Source organism: Prevotella multiformis (assembly GCF_018127985.1).
GTDB lineage: Bacteria > Bacteroidota > Bacteroidia > Bacteroidales > Bacteroidaceae > Prevotella > Prevotella multiformis.
Genome location: NZ_CP072357.1, coordinates 80,997 through 107,053, shown reverse-complemented (window position 1 = coordinate 107,053; position 26,057 = coordinate 80,997). Strand labels below are relative to the sequence as shown.

Genomic DNA, 26,057 nt, shown 5'->3' with positions numbered 1-26,057 from the left:
CCTGAACCGTGCCCCGGACGTTTCACCCGATGTTTACGGACGGCCATGGCGTTTTCTGTACTTTCCGCTGTGCCGGCAGGTCCGGGAGATCATGATGGATCGTGTCAGTTTTCCTTCCAGAACGCCGGTGTGAACAGCACCAGAACAGTGAACAGTTCCAGACGGCCGACGAGCATGAGGAAAGAGCAGATCCACTTGGCGAAACCGGGCAGCTGTGCCCACGACATTGTAGGTCCGATCTCCATGCCGAGGGTAGGTCCTACATTGCCAAGACTACTCAGCGTGATGGTGATGGCGTTCGTGTTGTCGATGCCGAAGGCAATCATCGTGAAAGCACAGAAGAGCGTCAGGAAGAGGTACAGTCCGATGAAGCCAAGAAGCGTCACACGCTTAGCCTGCGGAATATTGACGCCGTCTATTTTCAGGGGCAGGACCGCATTCGGATGCAGGATCTGCCGGAACTCATTGCGTACCACCTTCAGCAGCATGACCCCGCGGATGCTCTTGATGCCTCCGCTCGTGGATCCCGAACATCCGCCGAAGAACATACAGGCTGCCAGAACAACCCACGTCACGTGCGGCCACTTGCCGGCATCATCGCTGAAGAGTCCGGTCGTGGTAATGAAAGACACCACCTGGAAGATGGCACTGCGGAAGGCGTGTTCGATGTCGTAATGATTGCGGTAGACAAGCTCGACAGCGATGAAGAGGGCAAACGACAGCACCATGACCGTATAGAACCGGAACTCGCTGTTCTTCAGCAGCCGCTTGATATCCATGCCCACAGCAGAAGCGTACATAAGCGTGAAATTCACGCCCGAAAGAAAGCAGAACAGCGTACAGACATACTCCTCGGCCGGGGAATGGAAGGTCATGATGGAACCGCTTTCGGTGGCGAAACCACCGGTCGCCGTACTTGTCATGGAATAATTGAAAGCATCAAACCATCCCATGCCGCAGAGTTTGTAACTGAGGATGCAGGCCACCGTCAGCACCAGATAAACAATCCATATCGACTTCGCACTTGTGCTCAGGCGGGGATGGAGCTTGCTCTTGATAGGCCCTGTGGCCTCGGCGGCAAAAACCTTTACCGATCCGCCTACGATGGAGGGGAGGATCGCGATGGTGAAGAACACGATGCCCAGTCCGCCGATCCACTGGGTGAGCGAACGCCAGTAGAGAAGTCCCTTGGGCAGCCGTTCAGGATAGTCGATGATGGTGGCTCCTGTCGTCGTAAAGCCCGACATGGCTTCAAAGAAGGCATCTGTGAAGCTGTGGATGTATCCGCTGATCATAAACGGGAGCGTGCCGAACAGCGTGAAGAGAATCCATGCCACTGTCACGACGAAATAGGCGTCGCGCCGTCCCAGGAGGTTGTCGGCATTGCGCCCCAGCAGGCGGAACAGCAGTCCTGCACCGACGGTGATGAGGATGCTCCAGACGAAAGGCAAGATATCGACACTCTGGTACCACAGTGAGACGAGCAGGCAGTTGAAGAGCAGGAGGCCTTCTATCCACAGCAGTGCCCCGAGGATTTTGGAGATAAGTTTCAGATTCAGCATGATCAGATAAATAATTTCTCCACCTTTTTCATATCTACGTTATGGCAGAAGACCACGACCGAGTCGCCCGCCTCGATCTGCGTGTTGCCGGAGACCAGCATTCCCTCTCCGTCCCTTACCAGTCCGCCGATGGTGACCCCCTTCGGCAGATTGAGGTCTTTGACGGGCTTGCGGGTGATCTTGGAATCAGGGCTCGGCGTGAACTCCGCCACATCGGCATTGACCGACATGAGAAACCGGATGTTCTCCACATTGGCATCCAGCATCATCTGGTAAATATGGCTGGCCGCAACGGCTTTCTTGTTGATGATCGTGCCGATGTCGAGGCTCTCCGCCGTCCCCACGTAGTCGAAGTTTTCCACGGAGGCGACCGTCTTGCGTACCCCCATCCGCTTGGCTGTCAGGCAGGCCAGGATGTTGGTCTCGGCATTCGACGTGAGCGCCACGAAAGCCTGTGTGTTTCGGATGCCCTCTTCCTTCAGCAGTCCGATGTCCCGTCCGTCGCCGTTGATGACCAGCGTGTCTTCATTGAAGATGTTGTTCAGTTCCTCACAGCGTTCCGTCCGCTGTTCGATGATCTTGGCGTGCATGTATTCGGGCAGCATCTTCACGGCGCGCGCGGCCGTCTTTCCGCCCCCCATGAAGATGACGTTCTGCACATCCACGTAATGTTCCTTGCCGACAATCTTCCGGATGTAGGGGATGTACTGCTTTGTCGTCATGAAGTAGACGAGGTCGTACACCTGCAGGGTGTCATTTCCCCCGGGGATGATGGTCTCGTCGTTGTGCTTGATGGCGACGACGTGGTAAGGGTCGTTCGGCCCGCTGATTTCCTTCAGCGGCCGGTCGAGGATTTCACAGGTTTCACGCAGCTTGATGCCCAGCATGACGAGTGCTCCGTCGTGTACGTCCCACCGCTGGCGCACCCATGACATCTTCAGTCCGTTGATGATGTCCTTTGCAGCCAGTATTTCAGGATAGATAATATCGTCGACGCCCATCTTGCGGAAGAGTTCTTTGTTCTGTTCCTCAACGTATGCCGGGCTGTCCACCCGCGCCACCGTTTTCTTGGCTCCCAGCTGGTGCGCCATGGCACAGGCCGCGATGTTGGCCGGCTCGTTCGGCGTGACGGCGATGAAAAGATCGGCATGTTCTACACCGGCAGCTTTCAGCCCTTTGATATCGGTTGCAGGACACTCCATGGTCAGCAGGTCGAACTCGCTGCTGATCTTGTCAAGGTTCTCGGGATTTTCATCCAGCAGGATGATGTCTTCCTTGTTTCGTGAAAGAAGCTTTGCCAGGAAAGTCCCTATGGCGTATGCTCCTGAAATAATGATCTTCATTCTTTGCTCTTTGATTCTTGCAGGTGGGGATGGGAGGCCTCCCAAGCCCGAGGGAGGGGTATGGCAGGAGGCCTCCCCAAGTTCCTCCGAGGGAGGGGATGTGACGGGCAGCTATGACAGGCGGCAAAGACTGTCAGGCACTGTGACTATCGGCAGGCAGCGGTGAGCTGTCCCTTGATGCCGTCTACGTCGATGCCGCATATCTTTCGCAGCTGCTGGACGGTGCCCTGCTCGACAAAGTGGTCGGGCAGCCCCATACGGGTGATGCGCGGACTGTACCCGTGATCGGCCATCCATTCGGTTACGGCAGATCCCAGTCCGCCATTGCGTACGCCGTCTTCAATGGTTATGATACGTGAGAACCGGGCGGCGACTTCCTTCAGGATATCCGTATCCAACGGCTTGAGGAAACGCATATCGTAATGGGCTACCGAAGGACAATGCCCTTTTGTAGCAGGTGATTCGGCACGTTCAATCAGGTCGATGGCCTGTTCGACATCGTTCCCGATCGGCCCGATGCTCAGTATGGCGACATCCCATCCGTCGTGGATGCGGCGGCCGGTACCGACCCTTACCTCCGTGAGAGGACAGTCCCACCGGGTCTGTACGCCACGTCCGCGCGGATAGCGGATGACGAAAGAGCCCTTTCCGGGCAGTTGCGCGGTGTACATCAGCCGCCGCAGCTCACACTCGTCCATGGGAGAAGCTATCGTGAGATTAGGAACAGGACGCAGGAAAGCCATATCGAACGCACCATGATGCGTCGCACCGTCCTCACCCACCAGCCCTGCACGGTCCAGACAAAGTACGACCGGCAGATTCAGTATCGCCATGTCGTGGATGATGCTGTCGTACGCACGTTGCGAGAAGGCACTGTAGATGTTGCAGAAAGGCTGCAGTCCGTCCTTTGCCATGCCGGCGGAGAAGGTCACGGCATGTGCCTCGGCAATACCGACATCAAAGGTCCGGTCGGGCATCTCGTCCATCATGATATTCATCGAGCAGCCGGTCGGCATGGCCGGTGTGACGCCTACGATGCGTGGATTCCTCCTGGCAAGTTCCAGCAGTGTCTTTCCAAAGACATCCTGGAACTTCGGTGGTTCCCGGCTGCTGTCCTGCACCATCCGTTCGCCTGTCTCAGGGTCGAACTTGCCCGGTGCATGCCAGACGGTTGCGCTCTTCTCCGCCGGTTCATATCCCTTTCCTTTCTTCGTATGCAGATGGAGGAGCTTCGGCCCTTTCATGTTCTTCAGCTGCCGGAGGATGCGTACCAGTTCGGTGATATTGTTGCCGTCGAAGGGACCGAAGTAACGGATATTCATGCCTTCAAACATATTCTGCTGGTGAGCCAGTGCCGACTTCAGGGCATTGTTCAGGCGCAGCAGCCCCTTGCGCCGCTCGTCATTCAGCAGTCCCTTGGAGTTCAGCCACTGCGACGCCTTGAAACGAAGCCGGTTGTAAGTCTCGTTTGTATCGAGGTTCAGCAGATACTGTTCCATGCCTCCCACGGATCTGTCGATGGACATGTCATTGTCGTTGAGGATGATCAGCAGGTCATTGGGCTGGCTGGAGACATTGTTCAGTCCTTCAAATGCAAGACCGCCGCTCATCGCTCCGTCGCCGATGATGGCCACGACATGCCGGTGCTGCTTCGTCAGCTTGGCCGCAACGGCCATCCCCAAAGCGGCAGAAATGGAGTTGGAGGCATGGCCGCAGGTGAAAGTGTCGTAAACGCTCTCGACAGGCGAAGGGAAAGGCATCAGTCCGTTCAGCTTGCGGTTGTTGCAGAAGCTGTCCCGCCTTCCTGTCAGGATCTTATGGCCGTAGGCCTGATGGCCGACATCCCATACGAGGCGGTCTTCCGGCGTATGGAAGACGTAATGGCATGCCACCGTGATCTCGGTCGCTCCCAAGCTGGAAGCGAGGTGTCCCGGATTGACAGCGACTTCCTCAATGATGTCCTCCCGCAGTTGCTGGCAGAGCTCCGGAAGGTCGTCCAGCTTCAGTCTGCGCAAATCGGCAGGTGACTGTATCTGGTTTAACAAGTCGTATTTCTTCTTGTTCGACATTATTGAATAGCATGAATAACAATGCAAAGATACGCTAAATAGCTTAAAAGGCAAAATAAAACCACGGGTAAGTAAGTATCGGGAAACAATCGTTTGTGTTTTTCCCGATATCAATGTCCGCTTTCCCATATACGTTCGGGGCTGACTGACAGCCTGACCGGCAAGGACGACGGATCGACGGGGCAAGCCATGTGAAGTCAGGGAACGTATCTTCCAGAATGTGGATTTCCCGCCTGCGGGAAGAGGATGCACCTGCAAGAAAAAGAAAGAGGGGATGAATCCCGAAGGATTCATCCCCTCTTCTATCTTCCTGACCGGTCTGTGGTGACCGGCAGGAAAGAGGTTCAATTTACTTTACGTAAACAACTGCCAGACGGTTAGAGGTTACACCCTGAACACCCTGACCAGTAGCTTCGTCAACGATGATGCCACGACCCTGGAGGTACTCAGCAACCACGTTTGCACGGTTCTGAGACAGGCGGTCGTTGAATGCCTTGGAACCCTCTGGAGAAGCGGTACCGACAATCTGTACGTGGCGGCCTGCCTTAATAGAATCGAGGGCCTTCTTGTTAGGAGCAGTGAGGATGTACTTACCCTGCTGGAAGGTAACGAATACGAGATTGTCAACACTGATAGTCTGGGTAGTTGTTGTAGGAACTTCCTTGATGACTTCCTTGACAACCTCCTTGACAACCTCCTTCGGCTTAGCGTTCAGCTGGTCGCGGAGAGAGTTGATCTCATCGTTCAGCTCGCCGACATTCCAGATCTTGAAGTTGTGTGTACCGTTAGAGGTCTTGAACTTGTAGTTGACACCTACGAAGAGGCCGAGCTGCGCTGCCTGCTTGCCGAACTGGATGGCATCGCCAGGACCGTGTGTAAGGTTCCAGAGTATTGCCGGTTCAGCATAGAGCTGCCATGCTCTGTCCTTACCGAGGTTGTAAGCGAATGTAAGGCCGGTCTTGGCTGTGAGCTCTGTGTCGTCACCGGTATTGTCTGTCTGGATGATGTGTTTGTCACCGTAAGTGATCCAGTAGCCAATACCAGCCTCAGCACCTACTTCGAATCTGCGGTCAGGATTGTACTCGCCGAAGAGATTGGTGAAGTTGATCGTACCGTTCAGACCGAGGTTGATGGCGCGAACAACAGTGTGGCTGTTGGAGAAACCTAAAGAGCCTGTCTGCCAACGGTTGTCACCGAAGAAAGCAAGACCTTCGAGGTTAGCACCGTAAACCGGGCTGAACTGCTTGCCGAGCTTCAGGCCGGCTGCAGCGTTAAGTGGAGCAAAGTGGTTAAAATTAAGAGGCCCCATAACGCCACCTTCTACACCGAGGTAAACGTTGTCAAACGGCTTAGCCTTCTCATAGGCAATCTGAGCCTGTGTACTCGTGATACCCATAGCGAGCATCGAAAGTGCAAACAAAAACTTTTTCATAAATGCTTAATATTAATTCTGTTAATTTTAGCGACTTAATTAAATTCAGTATGCAAAGATAGTACTTTTTTTGAATAGACTACATTAATTTAAAGAAAAAAACGCAAATTTCAGTAATTTAGGATGAAAAAAACCTCTTTTCCGCCATAATGAGCAATAAAATGGGGTTGGGAAGTTGACTTCGAAGTCTCTGCATCCCAGACCATGCCACTTGGAGCAAATGCGGACATGTACGGTCTGTGTCTTCCTCATGCTGGCTGTTGATGCCGCCCCCCGTCCCTCAGACAGCCGCCCTCCGACCGTTGCCACTGCCCTATGAAAACATCGCATCGTCTTCCGGCTCTCTCCCGTTATCTTCATGAAAGGGCATAGCCTCGTAGCATGTGAGAGCTTGTTCTATGCGGCGAAAAAGAAGACATGCAGCAGAGGAACGGGACTTTTCGGCAAAGAACGACACCCCATCGCGTTTTCAGAACGTACTTCTCATCAAAATCGTAGGGAAATTCGTACTTTTGCAGGCACACAAACTTGGAATCAGCATACATGACTATAAAGTTCATACACTCCCTGGCAGGTTGCTTTCTGCCCCCTGTCCTGTGCCTTGCCGGTGCCGGTCACAGTCCGGTACCGCCCGACTCCGTCTCATTCCACCCAGCAGGGGATAAGTCTGGCCATATCCTATCCGCAGGGGACAGCATGCGCCCCGACTCCTCCACCTTATTATATACAGGGACAAAAGCTGCGCCCCTCCGGGCATCGGAAGGGAATGAGAAGCACTGCCCGGCCCCAAGTCCGGGCACCGACTTCACGTTTTCCGGCTTCCCTTGGATCATTGCCGGAGCCGCATTGAGAGGGCAGCGGACGAATATCAGGAGTCTGCGGCAGAAGTTCCAGTACAATTTCCACAGTCCCGCAGACAATTACCTGCAATATTCCCCGCTGCTGTTGACAACCGGACTGAAAGCCGCGGGGGTGGAAGGACGCAGTACGTGGGGACGTTATGCCGTGAGTGCGGCAGCATCCTATGCCGTCATGGCTCTGCTTGTGAACAGCATCAAGTACACCGCCCGTGAGCAACGTCCTGACGGTTCTACCCGCAACTCCTTCCCGTCCGGGCATACGGCAACGGCCTTTGCGGCAGCCACCATCCTGCACAAGGAATACGGTCTCACACGAAGTCCATGGTACAGTATCGGAGGGTATATGATGGCTACGGCTACCGGCTGCATGCGGGTTCTGAACAATCGTCACTGGGTGAGCGATACCTTCGCCGGTGCCGGAATCGGTATTCTGTCGGCCGAACTGGGCTATACCCTCGCCGACCTGCTCTTCAGACAGCATGGCCTGCGCCGCCCCGACCGGACGGCAGAGCCTGTTTCCAGCAGCCGTCCGTCGTTCTTCAGCATACAGACCGGGGTAGGACTTGGCAAGCAGCAGCTGGACATCCTGCTGGGGAATGAGGTGCTGCAAGACGACTATGAAGAAGAAAATGTACGTGGGCTGAAGCTCTCACATGCCCTTTCCGTAAGCAGCGAGGGAGCATATTTTATCAACCGTCATATAGGGGTCGGCGGGCGGCTGCGTGTCGTATCAAGGGCCGTGAAGAATCTGGATGACTTTACGAAACAGAGTCTGTATGAGTTCTCAAAGACCTTCCCCGACCTGGATGGATTCATGGACGAATATGCACTCACGGTACAGTCCAATCATCTGGCGGAGTTCTCTCTCAGTGGAGGACTTTACTTCAATCTCCCCCTTACATCCCGCATATCCCTCGGCTCCAAGCTGCTCTTTGGCAGAAGCTATATGCGGGACGTGGATATTGACGCACGTGTGCGCGGACACCAGCGCGACCTGGACTTCTCTTATGAGGCGGATAAAGGAAAGAGGCGGATTACCTGCGAGGTGCTGGGCCAACGGGAAGACAACGGCGATGTTTATGACTGTTCATGGGACTACCTGACGGTCATGGGGAACAAGGCTTTCACAATAGGCACGGGACTGTCCGTCAACTTTTCCTATAAATCGTTGACGGCATGGAGAATCTTCCTGGATTACGACTATTCATACCGCAATTATACCATCGTCTACGATCCCATGCACTTCCTGAAGGCTGCTGCCCGTAACGTGACATTCAACGGCAGCCCTGTGTCTTCAGTAGAACGTTATGTGAAACCGAATGTGGCATCCTTGAAGAGAGGCCTGGCGCAGACGGTGCTGGGAGCCGCCTTCTCCATCACCTTTTAGAGCCGGACGGCTTTCCCATGCGGCAGATGAAAGACCTCCGGGCAGGACTTCTGTCAACAAACCGGAGAGAGGAAAACACTTCCGGTCCGGCATCACGTCTTCCGGAGATGGCGGAACAGATAGAAGATGAACATCAGTCCGCGGAGAGTAAGCTCCACCGCCATGGCAAACCATACGCCACGGAGGCCGTAACGGGAGGCGAGGGCGTATGCCATGGTAAGGCGGATGAGCCACATGCTGCCCAGATTGATCAGTGAGGGTTTCAGCGTGTCGCCGGCTCCCACGCAGACACTGTACGCTACGATGGCCGCGGCGAAGAACGGCTCGGCGAAGGCTTCGATACGGAGGACAGCCGTCCCCAGATGCTGGATGGAAGCGACAGGCGACAGCAGTCCGATCATCTCGGGAGCGAAAACATACATGACAATCCCCATGAATGCCATGACGGCCATACCCGAAGAAACCGTCATCCAGGCGAAGCTACGACAGAGGTCACGGCGGCCTGCCCCCACGCTCTGCCCTACCAAGGTCGTGGCGGCTTCGCTGATGCCATAACCCGGCATATAACAGAGGCTCTCTGCCGTAATGGCGAACGAATGGGCGGCAATGGAAACATTACCCAGAGGAGCGACAATCATGGTCGAAACCAGCTGTGCCCCGTTCATCAGAAGATACTGCAAGGCCATTGGAGCACTTATCTTCATCGCATTCCAAATATACTGCCACCGCCAGACAAAGCGTCCGGCATCCTGTCTCCAAGACAGAATAGGACTGCGGAAAACAGCATAATAAGCTAAAGGCAAGGCTACGCAGACAAAGGCCAAGAGACTTCCAAGGGCTGCACCTGCCACACCTGCACCAAGACCCGGCATCGTCACTTCGACCCCCAAGAGAGAAATCGCGCGTGTAGGGAATATGAAAAGGTAATTGAAGACAACATCCAGTACGCACATCAGAATCGCCATCATGCTCGGGCGTCGCATATCGCCGGAAACTTTGAGCATTGCCGCCGACATATACTCTATCAGATGGAAGGGCGCAATAAGAGAGAAAATGAGGAAGTAGAGCATCGCATCATGCTGAATATCAATTCCTCCGCCAAGCCACATCGGAAGACGAGGGGCAATAAGAAAGGCTGTCAGCAGCATAAGCAATGAGAAACAAAGGCCGAAGGCGTAACCATGCCGCATGACAGCACGTGCCTTTGCAAAGTCGTCTGCACCGATAAAATGAGCCACTTGCACCGAAAAGCCCATTGTAACCGCACCCACCAGGGAGAAGATAAACCAGGTGGCCGGTTCGACAAGTCCGATGGCCGCCGAAGGCCTGGCACCGAGCGAACCCACCATCCCCGCATCAATATAAAACATGAGCACCGTCGTTACCTGTGCCAGGATAGAGGGAATACTGAGCTGGACAATGAGATTGAGTTTCTCATTCCTACTCATTCCTTCACCACTGCGGATTTTAGAAAGAAGGCTGTCGGAAACGGACCTGCTGAAAGATATGTGCAAAACTGACGAAGCTGGATTTTAAAGAGAATAAGACATTGATGATCTGGAAAGGGAAATGAAACTGATCTATAGGATGTTCCCCCGTTTCCATCACCTTAATATAGATGAGCATGGATCCTGCCTTGCAGAGAATCTCTCCTGGAACGTATCAGAAAGAGGACTTTATTTCTTTTTCAGTTACAGGCAACCACATTTCAGGGAATATGTCCGGTGAAGGCCAGCAGAACCAGCGCTGCGGATAGACGACTACTTTATCAGGATTCGCATTGAGCATCGCCGCCCAGAACGAGAACGTACTGTTCGCGATGATATTATGCCGGCACTTTGCCATAAGAAACATATCCTTCCAACTGTCATCGCCATGATGACAATCCACATAGACCGCATTGGGAACATCCATGTTGGACTTCACCCACATCATATCGTCCGAGAAAACAAAGAAAAGAGGGTTGTCCTCCCGTTGTCGGATGCGTTCCGTCGCAATGCGGTAATAGTCTGGCGGGCAGAATCTCCCGAACTTCTCTATATGTTCTTCAGACTGATAGTCGCCCCGGCGAATATGAACAGAAACGGCATTGCTACGCTCTATCATGGACAAGACAGCACCGGCTTCTGCGGAGAGGTCAGGATTGCGGAAACAGAACATCTCAGACAGATCGATCCCCTCCCAATACTTTTTATCCAGCCAATAACCATTATAGAACATACTCCCCGGTGTCTCCTCCACCGGAACAAGTCGGAGACGTTCGAAAAACCGCGCGAGCTTGCTGATACAGTCAGTAAAAAGATTATGGGGCGGGAGCTGAAGACTGAAAATCCTGTCCAACTGAAAGGCAGAATGGACATATAAAGAACGTGACCAATACGAACCGTAGATCTTCTCCTGCGGATAAAGTCGGGACAGATACCGGGTGAAGGCATAGATAAACATCTGATTGCCCAATCCGCCTTGGAAATTCACAATCTTCATCCCCCACAATAATCTTTAAGACCGAGCGTATTGCCTAATCCTTCAGCTTCCTGCCGGGGTGGGCGAAATCGACCAGCCTGATGTCGAAGATCAGAACCGAATAGGCTTGCACCTGTCCCTGCCCCTGTCTGCCATAGCCCAGCTGATAAGGGATGTACACGGTCCAGTGGTCGCCCCGGTGCATCGCCTGCAATGCCGTCGCGAAGCCGTCGACCAGTCCCTGTGTCAGGAAGTGCGACGGACGTGAGGTAGCGGCATTGAAAGTCTCACCCGACCATGACTTGTCAAAGATCAGTCCTGACGTATAGGTCGCGGAAGGGATCATGCGCCCCATGTAATGCACCGATACGGAGTCGGAATACAGCGGACTCTTCGTGCCTGTCCCGTTCTGTTCGACATGCACGATGATGTGGTTCTCCGGCCCGTAGGCCGGCGGTGTCTTGGCATCGCTCTTCTGGTTCTGGAACGTATAGTTGAGTATCGTCTTCCAGGACGTGTCGCCCCCCTTGATCTTCTGCTGGGTCGCAGTGTAGAGGTTGTTCCAGTAGGCATCGTTCTTCGCCTGCCAGTCGGCATACTCCTCTACGGTGTCGTTGTCCTCGGAGCAGGAGGTGAAGACACCGGCGGTAAACAGGAGACTGCCCAGACAGAGAATTCCTGCGGCATGGCGGAGAAGGGATTTTGTTTTCTTTGTCATATCCGTATTGCTTGTAAAAAAGGACCGGGAGGACAAGTCGAAACGGTCAACTAACCTGTCCGCCCGTCAACTTGTCCGCTCGTCAACTCCATCTAATCAATATCGATCTTCTTCAGCAGGGAAGTGATGGAAACGCGGTCTTCGATGATCTCGCGCAGCTTCTCTACCGGCACCCGCTCCTGCTTCATGGAGTCGCGGTAGCGCAGCGTCACGGTGTTGTCGTTCAGCGTGTCGCCGTCGACCGTCACGCAGAACGGCGTACCGATGGCATCCTGCCGGCGGTAACGCTTGCCGATGGAATCCTTGGCTTCCATGTGGGTGTTGAAGTGGAACTTCAGGCTGTTCACGATCTCCCGCGCCTTCTCCGGCAGTCCGTCCTTGTTGACCAGCGGCAGTACGGCACACTTGACAGGTGCCAGCGGCTCCGGCAGCTTCAGTACGACACGGCTCGAACCGTTCTCCAGCTGTTCTTCTGTATAGCTGTGGCACATGACGGAGAGGAACATACGGTCGACACCGATAGAGGTCTCCACATCGTACGGCGTATAGCTCTCGTTGCGCTCCGGGTCGAAATACTTGATCTGGCGGCCCGAGAACTTCTCGTGCTGGGAGAGGTCGAAGTCGGTGCGGGAGTGGATGCCCTCCACTTCCTTGAAGCCGAAGGGCATATGGAACTCGATGTCGGTAGCGGCATTGGCGTAGTGTGCCAGCTTCTCATGGTCGTGGAAGCGGTAGTTCTCGTCGCCCATGCCCAGCGCCTCGTGCCATGCCAGCCGGTGTTTCTTCCAGTATTCAAACCATTTCATCTCCGTGCCCGGCTGGCAGAAGAACTGCATCTCCATCTGCTCGAACTCACGCATACGGAAGACGAACTGTCGTGCGACAATCTCGTTGCGGAACGCCTTGCCGATCTGGCAGATGCCGAACGGCAGCTTCATGCGCCCTGTCTTCTGGACGTTGAGGAAGTTGACGAAGATGCCCTGCGCCGTCTCCGGACGGAGATAGATCTTGTTGGTAGCCTCGGCGGAAGCCCCCACCTCGGTAGAGAACATGAGGTTGAACTGGCGGACGTCGGTCCAGTTCTTCGTTCCGCTGATCGGGTCGGTGATTCCCTCGTCGAGGATGATCTGCTTCAGTGCCTCGAGGTCGGGACCCTGCATGGCCTCGGTATAGCGGGCGTGGAGTTCGTCGCGCTTCTTCTGGTTCTCCAGGACACGCGGATTGGTCTCACGGAACTTGGCTTCGTCGAAGGAGTCGCCGAACTTCTTGGCGGCCTTGGCCACTTCCTTCGCTATCTTCTCCTCGTACTTGCCGATCTGGTCTTCGATGAGGTTGTCGGCACGGTAACGCTTCTTCGAGTCGCGGTTGTCAATCAGCGGGTCGTTGAAGGCATCGACATGGCCGCTCGCCTTCCATACCGTCGGGTGCATGAAGATGGATGCGTCAATGCCGACGATGTTGCTGTGCAGCAACACCATCGACTGCCACCAGTACTGCTTGATGTTGTTCTTCAGTTCGACACCGTTCTGACCGTAGTCGTAAACAGCTGCCAGACCGTCATAAATATCACTACTCGGAAAGACGAAGCCATATTCCTTGCAGTGGCTTACAATCTTCTTGAAAACATCCTCTTGTGCCATAATTGTCTTTTTATACCTTGGTTTTTGTCGCAAAGTTACGCTTTTTTAGCCGAATAAGGACAGGTTTATCGTGAAAGTTTATCATGAAGTCCGATTATTCCCGGCCGTCTGCCGGATTCGCCAGGGCAGAAACGCCGTCTGCCAAACGGCTGCCTGCCATCAGGAAACAAACGGGATGGTTTCTTGAAGAATGCCTGTAATCTGCACGGGAGGATGGCGCAGGGCTGTTCCCAACCGGTTGGGAACAGGTGTCCCGGGCGTTGGGAACAGGTGTCCCAGGCACCGGGAATCCCATTCCCAGACACCGGTACGTCCGGACATTGTCCTGCCGGGACGGCAAGGGGCTGTACCGGCCTGGTACAGAGCCCCGCCCGGCAATCGGGCAAGGCGCGATTTGCCGGTTTCCTTTTTTTTTCGTATATTTGCAGTCCTTTGAGGTGTCGTGTCAGAAGAGGGGGGGCATTTGTTCGCCGGACATCCTTTCTGACACGTCCTCTGCCAAGACAAGAAAGAAGACAATATGGATGACGAAACAAAAGACCTGGACGGACTTTCGCCCGGGGAGGAGACGCTGGAACAGGATACCCATTCCGACTACAAGCCTGCCGACAGGTTTGACGCCTCGGCCGTGCATCATCTCTCCGGGATGTACAAGAACTGGTTTCTGGACTATGCCAGCTACGTAATCCTCGAACGGGCCGTGCCGCACATCGAGGACGGCCTAAAGCCGGTACAGCGGCGTATTCTCCATTCCATGAAGCGGATGGACGACGGACGGTACAACAAGGTGGCGAACATCGTGGGGCATACCATGCAGTTCCATCCGCACGGCGACGCCTCCATCGGCGATGCCCTGGTGCAGCTGGGACAGAAGGACCTGCTCATCGACACGCAGGGGAACTGGGGAAACATCCTCACCGGCGACCGTGCCGCTGCTCCCCGGTACATCGAAGCGCGCCTGTCGAAGTTTGCCCTGGAGACGGTCTTCAACCCCAAGACCACCGAGTGGCAGCTCTCCTACGACGGACGGAACAAAGAGCCGATCACGCTCCCGGTGAAGTTCCCGCTGCTGCTGGCACAGGGAGCGGAAGGTATCGCCGTCGGTCTTTCGTCAAAGATACTTCCGCATAACCTCAACGACATCTGCGATGCCGCCGTCAGCTGTCTGCGCGGCGAGGAGTTCCATCTCTATCCGGACTTCCCCACAGGCGGCAGCATTGATGTGTCGAAATATAACGACGGACAGCGCGGCGGCGTGCTGAAGGTGCGTGCCAGGGTGGAGAAGCTCGACAGCAAGACACTCGTCATCCGTGAGGTGCCGTTCACCAAGACGGCCAGCTCGCTGCAGGAGTCCATCACCAAGGCTGTCGAGAAGGGCAAGTTGAAGATACGCAAGGTGGAAGACATGACGGCCTCGGAGGTGGAGATCCAGCTGCATCTCACGCCGGGCACGTCGAGTGACAAGACCATCGACGCACTCTATGCTTTCACGGACTGCGAGATAAACATCTCGCCCAACTGCTGCGTCATCGAGGACAACAAGCCCCGTTTCCTCACCGTCTCCGACGTGCTGCGCAATTCTGTCGAGCATACCAAGGCACTGCTGAAGAGGGAGCTGGAAATCCGGAAGCACGAACTGGAGGAACAGCTGTTCTATAACTCGCTGGAGCGCATCTTCATCGAAGACCGTATTTATAAAGAACGTAAGTTTGAGACGGCAAGGAGTCTCGACGAGGTAGTGGCTTTCGTCGACTCCAAGCTCGAGCCTTACAAGAAGACTTTTGTCCGTGAGGTGACGCGCGACGACATCCTCCGGCTGCTGGAAATCAAGATGCAGCGTATCCTGAAGTTCAACAAGGACAAGGCGGACGAACTGATACGGAAGATCAAGGCGGAGATAGCCGAGATTGACAAGGACCTCGGCGAGATGGTGCGTGTCACGATCGAGTGGTTCACGCATCTGAAGGAGAAGTATGGCAAGGACCATCCCCGCCGCACGGAAATCAAGAACTTCGACACGATTGTGGCGGCCAAGGTGGTGGATGCCAACGAGAAGCTGTACATCGACCGGCAGGCGGGTTTCATCGGTACAGGGCTGAAGAAGGCTGAGTTCGTACAGAACTGCTCCGACCTCGATGATGTCATCATCTTCTATCGGGATGGCAAGTATAAGGTCATCCGCATTGCCGACAAGGTGTTCGTCGGCAAGGGTGTCCTGCACGTGCAGGTGTTCAAGAAGAATGACAAACGGACGATTTATAATGTCGTCTACCGGGACGGAAAGACCGGACCTTATTATATCAAACGGTTCAACGTAACCTCCATCACCCGCGACAAGGAGTATGATGTCACCTTGGGGACGCCGGGATCGCGGATCTGTTACTTTACAGCCAATCCCAACGGCGAGGCTGAACTGATCAAGATTACCCTCGACCCGAACCCCGACAGGAAGAAGCAGAACATCTTCATGGAGCGTGACTTTGCCGGCATCCTCATCAAGGGACGTGCTGCAAAGGGCAATCTCCTGACCAAGGAGAGCATCCACCGCATCTCGCTGAAGAGCCACGGACACTCCACGCTCGGCGGACGGAAGGTGTGGTTCGACCCGGATGTCAAGCGGATCAACTACGAGGAGCACGGACTGTTCCTCGGCGAGTTCTCCGACCAGGACAGCATCCTTGTCGTGCTGAAGAACGGCGAGTTCTACATCACCAACATCGATTCCTCCAACCATTACGAGGACAATATCCTGCGCATAGAGAAGTTCGTAGCCGACAAGGCGTGGACGGCGGTCATCTTCGATGCTGACAACCAGGGTTATCCTTACCTGAAGCGGTTCCACATGGAGGCCTCGAAGCGGCATCAGAACTTCGTCGGCGACAATCCCGATTCACGGATGGTACTGCTGACGGATGCTGCTTTCCCACGCATACAGGTGACCTACGGCGGTGCCGATGCGGCACGTGGCACGGAAGAGTTCGATGCCGAGCAGTTTGTCGGTGTCAAGGGCTTCAAGGCGAAGGGCAAGCGGCTGACCACGTGGACGGTCGACAAGATTGAGGAATTGGAACCTCTCCGCTTCCCGGATGGAGACAAAGAGGACGGCGGGAACAAGGAGGGAGAACCGTCGGAGGTGCAGACGGAAGAGAATCTCGATCCTGATGCCGGGAAGACACAGCAGCAGGTCATCGACGAAATCACCGGACAGCTGAATCTTTTTACGGACGAATAGGCTGCCGGCGTATATTATTATTATATGGAAACGAAAGGGGCAGGGACACATGGGGCGTGTGTCTCTGCCTCTTTTGTTGACGGGCACGAGAAAGCATGCCGGCATTTCCCTTGTCACGGGACATTTGCGATTCCCTCGTCATGGGACATTTACAGGCAGATGCTGTCGTAATTCTGCATTGCTCTGCCATTCTGTCAGTCTCTTTCCGTTGGCACGTCATTTGTCTCCTTGTTGGCGATTGATGCCGAATAATACTGTGACGGCAGGGACAGCGTAACTGGGCTGGCCGGCGAGGTTGCAGCAGGGCATTAAGAACAGGAAAGAAATTAGAAAATAATAAAATAAAAATATACGATTATGGGAAAGATTATTGGAATTGACTTAGGAACAACCAACTCATGTGTTTCTGTATTTGAAGGCAATGAGCCAGTGGTAATCGCTAACAGCGAGGGAAAGCGTACGACACCTTCTGTCGTAGGTTTCGTTGACGGCGGCGAGCGGAAGGTGGGCGATCCTGCCAAGCGTCAGGCCATCACCAACCCGCAGAAGACCGTTTACTCTATCAAGCGTTTCATGGGTGAGACTTACGACCAGAGTAAGAAGGAAGCAGAGCGTGTTCCGTTCAAGGTGGTCAATGAGGGTGGTTATCCACGTGTACAGATTGACGACCGTAAATATACGCCGCAGGAAATCTCTGCAATGATTCTGCAGAAGATGAAGAAGACCGCAGAGGACTATCTCGGTCAGGAGGTGACGGATGCCGTCATCACCGTACCGGCTTACTTCTCCGACTCACAGCGTCAGGCTACCAAGGAGGCTGGTCAGATTGCCGGTCTGAACGTACAGCGTATCGTGAATGAGCCTACTGCCGCAGCGCTTGCTTACGGTGTTGACAAGGCGAACAAGGATATGAAGATTGCCGTGTTCGACCTTGGTGGTGGTACGTTCGATATCTCTATCCTTGAGTTTGGTGGCGGTGTGTTCGAGGTACTTTCTACCAATGGTGACACGCACCTGGGTGGTGACGACTTCGACCAGGTAATCATCGACTGGCTTGCTAACGGCTTCAAGGCTGATGAGGGTATCGACCTGACAAAGGACCCGATGGCTATGCAGCGTCTGAAGGAGGCTGCCGAGAAGGCAAAGATTGAGTTGTCAAGTTCTTCTTCTACTGAAATCAACCTGCCTTACATCACGGCAGAGGGCGGTGTTCCAAAGCACTTGGTAAAGACATTGACTCGTGCGCAGTTCGAGCAGCTGGCACACAACCTCATCCAGGCTTGTCTCGTTCCTTGCCAGAACGCTATCCGTGATGCTAAGTTGCAGACATCAGATATTGATGAGGTTATCCTCGTAGGTGGTTCAAGCCGTATCCCTGCTGTGCAGACATTGGTAAAGAACTACTTTGGTAAGGAGCCTTCAAAGGGTGTCAACCCTGATGAGGTGGTTGCTGTCGGTGCAGCTATCCAGGGTGCTATCCTTAACAAGGAGAGTGGTGTGGGTGACATCGTATTGCTCGACGTAACTCCTCTTACTCTCGGTATTGAGACAATGGGTGGCGTGATGACAAAGCTCATCGAGGCTAACTCTACCATTCCTTGTAAGAAGAGCGAGGTGTTCTCAACCGCAGCTGATAACCAGACAGAGGTTACCATCCACGTTCTGCAGGGTGAGCGCCCGATGGCAGCACAGAACAAGTCTATCGGTCAGTTCAACCTGACAGGTATTGCTCCTGCTCGTCGTGGTGTTCCACAGATTGAGGTAACATTCGACATCGATGCCAACGGTATTCTTAACGTATCTGCTAAGGATAAGGCAACAGGTAAGGAGCAGAGCATCCGCATTGAGGCTTCAAGCGGTTTGAGCGAGGACGAAATCAACCGTATGAAGGCTGAGGCTGAGCAGAACGCCGAGAACGACAAGAAAGAGCGTGAGAAGATTGACAAGCTGAATCAGGCTGACTCAATGATCTTCACCACCGAAAACTTCTTGAAGGACAACGGTGACAAGATTCCAGCCGACCAGAAGTCAGGTATCGAGTCTGCTCTTCAGCAGCTCCGTGATGCTCACAAGTCAGCTGATGTTGCAGCCATCGACACAGCTATTAACAACCTCAACACCGTTATGCAGGCTGCATCACAGCAGATGTACAGCCAAGCAGGTGCACAGGGCGGTCCTCAGCCAGGCGCAGACGCTGGTCAGCAGGAGCAGCCAAAGCAGGATGACACCATCCAAGATGCAGACTTTGAGGAAGTGAAGTAAAATAATATTATAACCTTGCCCCAATGGTAGAAATATCATTGGGGCTTTTTAGATTAATCAAACACTATGGGACAAGCAAAGAAAAAAGGTGAAAGTATATCAAAAGAAGAATACATAAGGTGTTATAATTCTGAAAAGGACCCTACTTCTGGAAAAGAAATCCCGAATAAAGATCTGATAAATAAAGCTCTTGAAATAGCACTTGATACAAGAAAATTTGAGATTGAGTTATATTGGAAACGCACAGCCTATTTTGTTCTTTTTATTGGTGCTATCTTTGTTGGATATTATAATGTTTTTTCAAATTCAAAATCACATTGGGCATCTTTATTTATTGCTGCTTTAGGCTTTTTATTATCTCTTTTATGGTATATGGCAAATCGAGGGAGTAAGTTTTGGCAAGAGAATTGGGAGGCTCATATTGAGGAATTAAGTACGTATTTAGGAACTCCTATATTTGGTATCATAAAAAGCCATAAAGACCCTATACGCAAAGTAATGGGGCATTATCCTTTCTCTGTTTCAAAGGTAAATCAAATGGTTAGCCTAATTATTACAATCAGCTGGTTCCTAACTTTCATTAAAGATACTCTCATCTTTAATGAAAAAGATAAACAGTGTATCAAAGATTTCATTGCTAATTGTAGTATCCTTGATACTATTTTATTTTTTCTACAGGATAATATTTTTTGGAGAACCATTATAGGATTCATTGTTATAATCATGTTCTCGGGCTTTGTAATATGGAGATGTAAAGGGTTTGTCGCCAAACTACCTAAAGATGGTAGTTCAAATGGAAAGGAAAAGAATAAATTTTTTTGTTTAATAGAAAGACTTAAGGAATTCTTTCAGAAATTCTTTCATGTGTCACATAAAGATAGAAATGGAAAAGAAATCTACTATTTCTGGAACTACAGTTCAGAGTTGAAGCCTGATAATACCTCTAGTGACAATGATAAAGGACAAATAAACGACACTAATGACCATTGAACAATACAACCAATTACCCTACGACTATGCGCACTGTGCTGGCACTCATTGCGAGAAAGCCAGCCAGTGCTTACACCACACTGCCTACACGATGCTCGAAACGGGTGGACGGGAGCAGTATATGATGGTGAACACGAATGTGATTGCGGATAAGAAGCCTTGTCCGTTCTTCGACCCTAACAGCAAGGAACGTTTTGCATGGGGAATATCACGAATATATGACAATGTGCGAGTGGCTGATTTAAGTGATATCCGACAAAATCTCATCTACACCTTTGGGCGCACAGCCTATTATCGAATTAAACGAAAAGAGCGTGTACTGACTGAAAGTGAGCAAAAGGAGATAAGAGATATCTTCACAGACATGGGTTATGACGGCTCTGCAATTGAGTTCGACAGCTATGAAGAACAATACCCTACACTTATGCGTACCTACAAACGTGTATAAAACAAAACTTCTTCTCGGTACTAAGCGATAGTTTTAACAGTTTGAAACTCTAATTTCATCAGTATGAAAATAATTAGTTTATAAAGAGCAAAACAAAGCTATAGCTATTAAATATACTCAACTATAGTTCGCACCTTATGTTTCTAACAAATATTTACTCAGACTTTGTGAATATATAGAGTTGTACTCCGCTAAGCTTCCCTTATCACACGTTTAACCAATTAATATCAAAGGTTTAGTTGCCTTAGACCTGTTTCATTTTGGTTGGAATATATGGAACCATTTTAGAGTAGGCAAACAAGATGAAATTTCGCAGTTCCTCAAACAGGTTTTTGCCATCACATTCAAAGATGTGGAAGTTGGAAGTATAAAAAGTCACCTCCGTGATGATGAGAAGAAAGGCACTATACCTATTGTACAAGGCCTTTCAGACCACCAAATAACAGAATAACACACAATCCTATTGTGTTTTTGTAGTGTTGAGGGTGTGTCAAAATGCAAATACCATTTTGATAATCTAACAGTTTGAAACAATCCAATAAAAAATGACCATTTCTGTACTTGATTTTGAGTAAAGAAATGGTCTTTTCTTTGCCTTTAGAAGAATCCTACTTATAGATTGAAAGGTGTCAAGTTATTAATTTGCATTTTGACACACCCTCAATACTTTTTTCATTTGCACCGTAAAAATCAATAACAAGTATTATGGTACAAAATGAAATCACTTTTGAGAACTTGCCAAAGGCAGTTGCTCACTTAGTCAGCGAAGTTGCTGAAATCAAGAATTTAGTATGTAAAGGACAAACCCCTATTGTCCCTCCCAAACGTATTCCTATTGGAATAGATGATGCGTGTAAACTTATAGGGAAAGCCAAACCCACGGGTTACACCTTAGTACGTAAACGCTTACTACCTTGTTATAAGAATGGTAAGCATCTCTATTTTTTTGAAGATGAGTTATTGGCATGGATTGAAGGAGGTAAGAAAAAGACTGTTGCCGAAATCAACGAGGAGACAAAAGCATTTATTTCTGAGAAACATTCTGATTCTTCCCTTTTATAAATATATGCATTATGGAAAGGGAAAGAACTGAAGGGCGAGCCAAGCAATCTAAGAATGAACGTATAGAGCAATTCTTGAAAGAACATTATGCTTTTCGTTTTAATACAGTTAAAAGTGGAACAGAGTTTCGAGAACAAGATTCTAATACTTCATTTCGTCCTCTTACTAAATATGATATTAACTCTATGCGTCGGCTGGTAGATGGGACTTTGGGAATATATACTCCAGCTGATAATATTCGAGCAATATTGGAGAGCGACTTTTGCAATAAAGTTAACCCAATTCGTGAGTATTTGTTGAATCTTCCAAAGCCTAAAGGTGAAGATGAATCTGAAATCATAAGGTTGGCAAATTGTGTTGTGGTGAGAAATCCTGATAAATGGAAACACTACTTTGTAAAATGGCTGGTTGCGGTTGTAGCCAATGCTATGGATGATTTACAGTGTCGTAATCATACATGTTTAGTTCTTACAGGTGAACAAGGAAAATTCAAAACAACTTTCCTTGATTTACTTTGTCCAGAAGAACTGAAGAGTTATCTTTTCACAGGAAAGATTGACCCACAAGGAAAAGATGTACAAACACTGATTGCGGAATACCTTTTTATCAATATTGACGACCAGCTAAAGGCACTCAATAAGAGAGATGAAAATGAATTGAAGAATCTGATAACGACACCAAGAGTAAAATATCGTAGACCATACGACACTTACATCGAAGAGTATCCCCACTTAGCAAGTTTTATGGCATCAGTTAACGGTAATGATTTTCTAACAGATCCGACAGGAAGTCGTCGCTTTCTACCTTTTGAAGTTGAACATATTGATATTGACGCAGCTAAAGAGATTAATATCAATAAGGTGTACTCCGAGGCAGTTGAATTGTGGAGAGTTGACTATCATTACTGGTTCAATGAAGAGGAAATAGCCGAACTGCATCAAGAGAGCGAAGGGTTTCAAGTGCAGACTGTTGAGTTTGAAATGCTTCTTAAAGGCATGGAAAAACCAGCAGCAACCGAAGAGAGTTATATGACCACTTCTGAAATCCTAAACTATTTGCGTGGATATACAACGCTTAACCTAAGTGAAAGGAGAATGGGAGAAGCCTTGAAAAAGGCTGGTTTCTTACGGAAATCCAAAAGGATAGGTGGCAATCCAATGTATGTTTATCATATACGTAAGATTGTTCCAAATCCCTTTATTCAAAATTACAATACTAATTATTAATACTACTTTACTACAAAGAGGGATAAGGCATTGAAAGAAAAAAGGTTAGACCGTAGTAAATAATGATATAAGGTATTACTACCTCCCATATACATGTGCAATAATTACTACAAAGATAGTTAGTACTACATGTTTTTCTTTCATTGTCAAAGACTTACAAGAATATCACATTGTAGTAAGTACTAAACTTAAAAGTTACAAGTATGACAATAGATGAAATTAAAGCAATATCAATTAAAGATTACTTAGGTAGTATGTCTATATACCCTATAAAGAATTATGGCTATTACGGAATGTATAAAAGTCCATTCCGAAATGAACATACTCCAAGTTTCAAAGTTGATTATAACCAAAATCTATGGTATGACTTTGCACTTGATAAAGGTGGGAGTCTTATAGATTTAGTTATGAAATTACATAATTGCAGTTTAGTACAAGCTATAGAGTTGTTTAATGGCAAACAAAATAACCTACCAAAATTCTCCATAGCTAATAGCAAAACAATTTCTCCAAACCAATCACGTATAGAGGTTATTGGCTCTAGCAACTTATGTCATCCAAATCTCATAGAATATCTCACACATAGAGGAATCAATCTGAACATTGCGAAAAAATATTGTAGGGAAATCCATTATAGAATTGGTGATAGAAGTTTTTACGCAATAGGATTTCCAAACAATTCTTATGGGTATGCGTTGCGCAATCCATACTTCAAAGGGTGTTTGTCTCCTTCCGATATCTCGTATGTTCCCAGTCCTTCAGAACAAATCAATCTGTTTGAAGGTTTTATGGATTATCTTAGTCTACTTACGATGAATCCAGATGAAGAGAAGAAAGCTGCACTGATACTTAACTCGATTAATAATATCAAAAAGTCAAGATTTTTTCTTTCAAAGCACAAACTCATCTATTCATATTTAGATAATGATGAAGGAGGAAAGCAAACTTTAGAACAACTCAAAAGAGACGGTTTTGATGTTCAAGACTGCTCTTCCGCCTTCCAGAATTATAAAGACCTAAATGAGTATTTATGTGCTGAATTCAAGCATTCAGAGAGAGCTGAAATCAAGAAATCCAAAGGACTAAGGCTATAACAATGGGATATGCTTCGCATAATCTGTTTTTCGGGGAGCAAGTTTATGTTTTGGGCATACCAAAACCACTTGCTCCACCTCCTGACAGTCGTTGCAGAGGATTATCCCGCTGGTCTCCATCAAATTAAATAAAAGAAACAGGTATGATAAAAACAGAATATAAAAAAGGTGGTCGTCCAACCAAGGGCGTAGCCGAAAAGAAGAAATACCGTATCACGGTGAAACTGAATACGCAGGATTACTATACGCTCAAAGGCAAAGCCAAAAGCGCAGGAGTAACCATGAGTGAGTTTGTAAGGAAAGTTCTTGAAAAAGGAAATGTCATTGAGCGACTGACCGTAGAGCAAGCAGACTTCATCCGCAAGCTGTGTGGAATGGCAAACAATCTCAATCAGTTGGCACATCACGCCAATGCGGAAGGATTTCATACCATTGCTCCTTTCCATAAAATCATCATTAGCAAGATTGATGAAATCCTAAATCTGATACGAAGATGATTGCAAAGATAATGAAAGGTTCGGGCTTCAAGGGTGTAATAAATTACATCCTTGACCCGAAGAAAGGAACGGAACTCATAGATAGTTCGGGTGTGAGAACAGATTGTATTAGTCATATTGCCCAAAGTTTCATCGACCAAACAGAACTTAATCCACGAGTGGGTAAGGTTGTGGGACATATCTCCCTAAGTTTCTCTGTACAGGATTCTTCCAAATTAAGTAACAAGTTCATGGCACAGATGGCTCGTGAGTATATGGAGAAGATGGGAATAAAAGATACGCAATACATCATTGGGCGCCACTTTGACAAAGAGCACCCTCATGTGCATATAGCTTTCAACAGAATAGATAATAACGGCAAGACTATCTCTGACCGTAATGACAGATTCAGGAGCGAGAAGATTTGTAAGGAACTGACAATAAAATACAGTTTATACTTTGCCGATGGCAAGGAGAAAGTCAAGAAGCATCGCTTGAAAGAACCTGATAAGACCAAATATGAAATCTATCAGGCGTTGAAAACTGAAATTACTCGGTGCAGGGAATGGAAAGACCTTCTTGCTTATTTGAAAAAACAAGATATTGACGTCCGCTTCAAGTACAAAGGCAACTCACAGGAGGTGCAGGGAATTATCTTTGAAAAGAATGGCTATCATTTCAATGGATCTAAGGTGGATAGGAATTTCAGCTATTCTAAAATAGACTTTGCTCTGCAAGAGAATAACAGGGAACACGAACAGCAGACACAAGGAATGATAAACCTCATATCCAATGTTGCAAGTGTTACGAGCGAAATTACCAACAACCTCATAGAAGGAGGATTGGATTTGTTTCAAACTCATGGTACTGTCCCTGCGGAGGTTTACAACACACTTGATAAAAAGAAGAAAAAGAAAAAACGTAAAATACATTTATAACTATGGCTGATAATAATACATTTGTCCTCTTTGAGGAAATCAAAAACAAGCTGGAGACAATTTACAGAGAACTAAATGAACTGAAAGAAAAGAAGAACAACTCTGCCTTTCTCCCTGTTCAATCTACACCAACACAAAGTGATGAGCAGAAAGAACAGGAATTGCTCAATCAGTATGAAGAGCGAACAAAAGAAGTGATTAACAAGTATATTGGTGTGCAAGTGCGCATCAAGGACGAGGAGGCTAAATCCATGGACAAATTGGTGGCAAGCGTCTTGACCATGTTGCACGAGTGGCAGGAGCAGAAAGAGCATCCACAATCGCAGGAACTGGTTCACAGACATAGCTTTGACATCAAGTCGTCGAAAGTCTTTACTGCTGTGGTGGCAGTGTCTATCCTTTGTTTTGTTTCTTTGGTCGGTAATTACTTCCTATGGCAAAGCAAACAGCAATACAAAGACGATGCCTTGAAGTTCCGTATCATCAGAGTATGGCGAGGTTGCAGCTCAAAAGAAATCTTATGGCTCAATGATGTATTTGACATTCATCGGAACAAAACTGCAATCAAAAATATTAAGAAGCAAATAGATGGTCATGAATTAGGATTAAAGCAGAAAGCAGAAAGCAGATAGTCTGATGCAAAGAAAAATAGTTGATTAACCAAATAAAACGCATACGACATAAAAGAGGAGAAATAAATCCTCTTTTATATCGTATATCAAATTAAATTTGTTATTTTTGTAAATCATAAGCAAATTGATATGAAAACTCCAAACAATCGTATAAAGGCAGTACTTAGCGAGAAAGGGAAAGTTACATGGTAGCGCTCAACTTGTTAAAGATTTGTTCGAAAAG

The 26,057-nt window shown here is 49.3% G+C and carries 19 protein-coding genes and 1 pseudogene; 12 read left to right on the top strand and 8 right to left on the bottom strand.

The features are described from left to right. Nucleotides 1–104: 104 nt before the first annotated feature. From J4864_RS00425 to J4864_RS00410, 4 genes are all read right to left on the bottom strand, one after another. Nucleotides 105–1,562, bottom strand: coding sequence for a TrkH family potassium uptake protein (locus tag J4864_RS00425; protein WP_211814203.1), 1,458 nt, complete (start codon nucleotides 1,560–1,562; stop codon nucleotides 105–107). A gap of 2 nt (nucleotides 1,563–1,564) precedes the next feature. Then, a complete protein-coding gene (gene trkA, locus J4864_RS00420; protein WP_007368160.1) occupies nucleotides 1,565–2,905 on the bottom strand; it encodes a Trk system potassium transporter TrkA in 1,341 nt (446 codons plus the stop codon). Nucleotides 2,906–3,051: 146 nt separating this feature from the next. After that, a complete protein-coding gene (gene dxs / locus J4864_RS00415; RefSeq protein ID WP_211814202.1) occupies nucleotides 3,052–4,974 on the bottom strand; it encodes a 1-deoxy-D-xylulose-5-phosphate synthase in 1,923 nt (640 codons plus the stop codon). A gap of 349 nt (nucleotides 4,975–5,323) precedes the next feature. After that, nucleotides 5,324–6,406: an OmpA family protein gene (locus J4864_RS00410; protein ID WP_007368158.1), complete on the bottom strand. Its 1,083-nt coding sequence runs from the start codon at nucleotides 6,404–6,406 to the stop codon at nucleotides 5,324–5,326. Between the two features lie 696 nt (nucleotides 6,407–7,102). Here J4864_RS00410 and J4864_RS00405 point away from each other — a divergent pair. Further along, nucleotides 7,103–8,653 (top strand): phosphatase PAP2 family protein, encoded by a 1,551-nt coding sequence (locus J4864_RS00405; RefSeq protein WP_211814201.1) that lies wholly within the window; start codon nucleotides 7,103–7,105, stop codon nucleotides 8,651–8,653. A 92-nt stretch (nucleotides 8,654–8,745) separates the two neighbouring features. Here the strand turns inward: J4864_RS00405 and J4864_RS00400 are convergent, their stop codons facing one another. From J4864_RS00400 to J4864_RS00385, 4 genes are all read right to left on the bottom strand, one after another. Next, the gene (locus J4864_RS00400) at nucleotides 8,746–10,167 is read right to left on the bottom strand and encodes an MATE family efflux transporter (RefSeq protein ID WP_246479396.1); all 1,422 of its coding nucleotides are present in this window, start codon (nucleotides 10,165–10,167) and stop codon (nucleotides 8,746–8,748) included. A 148-nt stretch (nucleotides 10,168–10,315) separates the two neighbouring features. Further along, nucleotides 10,316–11,137 carry an alpha-1,2-fucosyltransferase gene (locus J4864_RS00395; protein WP_211814200.1) on the bottom strand — a complete coding sequence of 274 codons (822 nt, stop codon included), beginning with the start codon at nucleotides 11,135–11,137 and terminating at the stop codon, nucleotides 10,316–10,318. Between the two features lie 34 nt (nucleotides 11,138–11,171). Next, nucleotides 11,172–11,834: a BamJ family beta-barrel-assembly machinery protein gene (locus tag J4864_RS00390; protein ID WP_211814199.1), complete on the bottom strand. Its 663-nt coding sequence runs from the start codon at nucleotides 11,832–11,834 to the stop codon at nucleotides 11,172–11,174. A gap of 92 nt (nucleotides 11,835–11,926) precedes the next feature. After that, complete coding sequence (locus J4864_RS00385; RefSeq protein ID WP_211814198.1) at nucleotides 11,927–13,474, bottom strand: glycine--tRNA ligase; 1,548 nt, start codon at nucleotides 13,472–13,474, stop codon at nucleotides 11,927–11,929. 520 nt (nucleotides 13,475–13,994) lie between these two features. On the opposite strand from J4864_RS00385, the gene J4864_RS00380 reads away from it, so the two are divergent. The 11 genes and pseudogenes from J4864_RS00380 to J4864_RS00335 all read left to right on the top strand — a co-directional run bounded on the left by J4864_RS00380 (nucleotide 13,995) and on the right by J4864_RS00335 (nucleotide 25,834). Then, on the top strand, nucleotides 13,995–16,706 hold the full coding sequence (locus J4864_RS00380) for a DNA gyrase/topoisomerase IV subunit A (RefSeq protein ID WP_211814197.1): 2,712 nt from the start codon (nucleotides 13,995–13,997) through the stop codon (nucleotides 16,704–16,706). 357 nt (nucleotides 16,707–17,063) lie between these two features. Further along, nucleotides 17,064–18,968: a molecular chaperone DnaK gene (gene dnaK / locus J4864_RS00375; protein WP_211814196.1), complete on the top strand. Its 1,905-nt coding sequence runs from the start codon at nucleotides 17,064–17,066 to the stop codon at nucleotides 18,966–18,968. A 66-nt stretch (nucleotides 18,969–19,034) separates the two neighbouring features. After that, nucleotides 19,035–19,958 carry a RipA family octameric membrane protein gene (locus J4864_RS00370; RefSeq protein WP_211814195.1) on the top strand — a complete coding sequence of 308 codons (924 nt, stop codon included), beginning with the start codon at nucleotides 19,035–19,037 and terminating at the stop codon, nucleotides 19,956–19,958. Beyond that, nucleotides 19,948–20,406, top strand: coding sequence for a DUF6078 family protein (locus J4864_RS00365; protein WP_211814194.1), 459 nt, complete (start codon nucleotides 19,948–19,950; stop codon nucleotides 20,404–20,406). Before J4864_RS00370 ends, J4864_RS00365 begins: the two co-directional genes overlap by 11 nt. 85 nt (nucleotides 20,407–20,491) lie before the next feature. Next, nucleotides 20,492–20,857: pseudogene (locus tag J4864_RS11910) on the top strand (mobilization protein); the annotation flags it as partial. Between the two features lie 254 nt (nucleotides 20,858–21,111). Next, nucleotides 21,112–21,468: a helix-turn-helix domain-containing protein gene (locus J4864_RS00360; RefSeq protein WP_211814193.1), complete on the top strand. Its 357-nt coding sequence runs from the start codon at nucleotides 21,112–21,114 to the stop codon at nucleotides 21,466–21,468. An 11-nt stretch (nucleotides 21,469–21,479) separates the two neighbouring features. Further along, nucleotides 21,480–22,694, top strand: a complete 1,215-nt coding sequence (locus tag J4864_RS00355; protein WP_211814192.1) for a virulence-associated E family protein — start codon at nucleotides 21,480–21,482, stop codon at nucleotides 22,692–22,694. Nucleotides 22,695–22,897: 203 nt separating this feature from the next. After that, complete coding sequence (locus tag J4864_RS00350; protein ID WP_211814191.1) at nucleotides 22,898–23,788, top strand: DUF8464 domain-containing protein; 891 nt, start codon at nucleotides 22,898–22,900, stop codon at nucleotides 23,786–23,788. Between the two features lie 143 nt (nucleotides 23,789–23,931). Further along, the gene (locus J4864_RS00345; protein ID WP_211814190.1) at nucleotides 23,932–24,285 is read left to right on the top strand and encodes a plasmid mobilization protein; all 354 of its coding nucleotides are present in this window, start codon (nucleotides 23,932–23,934) and stop codon (nucleotides 24,283–24,285) included. Beyond that, on the top strand, nucleotides 24,282–25,202 hold the full coding sequence (locus J4864_RS00340) for a relaxase/mobilization nuclease domain-containing protein (protein WP_211814189.1): 921 nt from the start codon (nucleotides 24,282–24,284) through the stop codon (nucleotides 25,200–25,202). The genes J4864_RS00345 and J4864_RS00340 overlap by 4 nt, the downstream gene beginning before the upstream one ends. 2 nt (nucleotides 25,203–25,204) lie before the next feature. After that, nucleotides 25,205–25,834: a hypothetical protein gene (locus J4864_RS00335; RefSeq protein WP_211814188.1), complete on the top strand. Its 630-nt coding sequence runs from the start codon at nucleotides 25,205–25,207 to the stop codon at nucleotides 25,832–25,834. The last annotated feature ends 223 nt before the right edge of the window (nucleotides 25,835–26,057 follow it).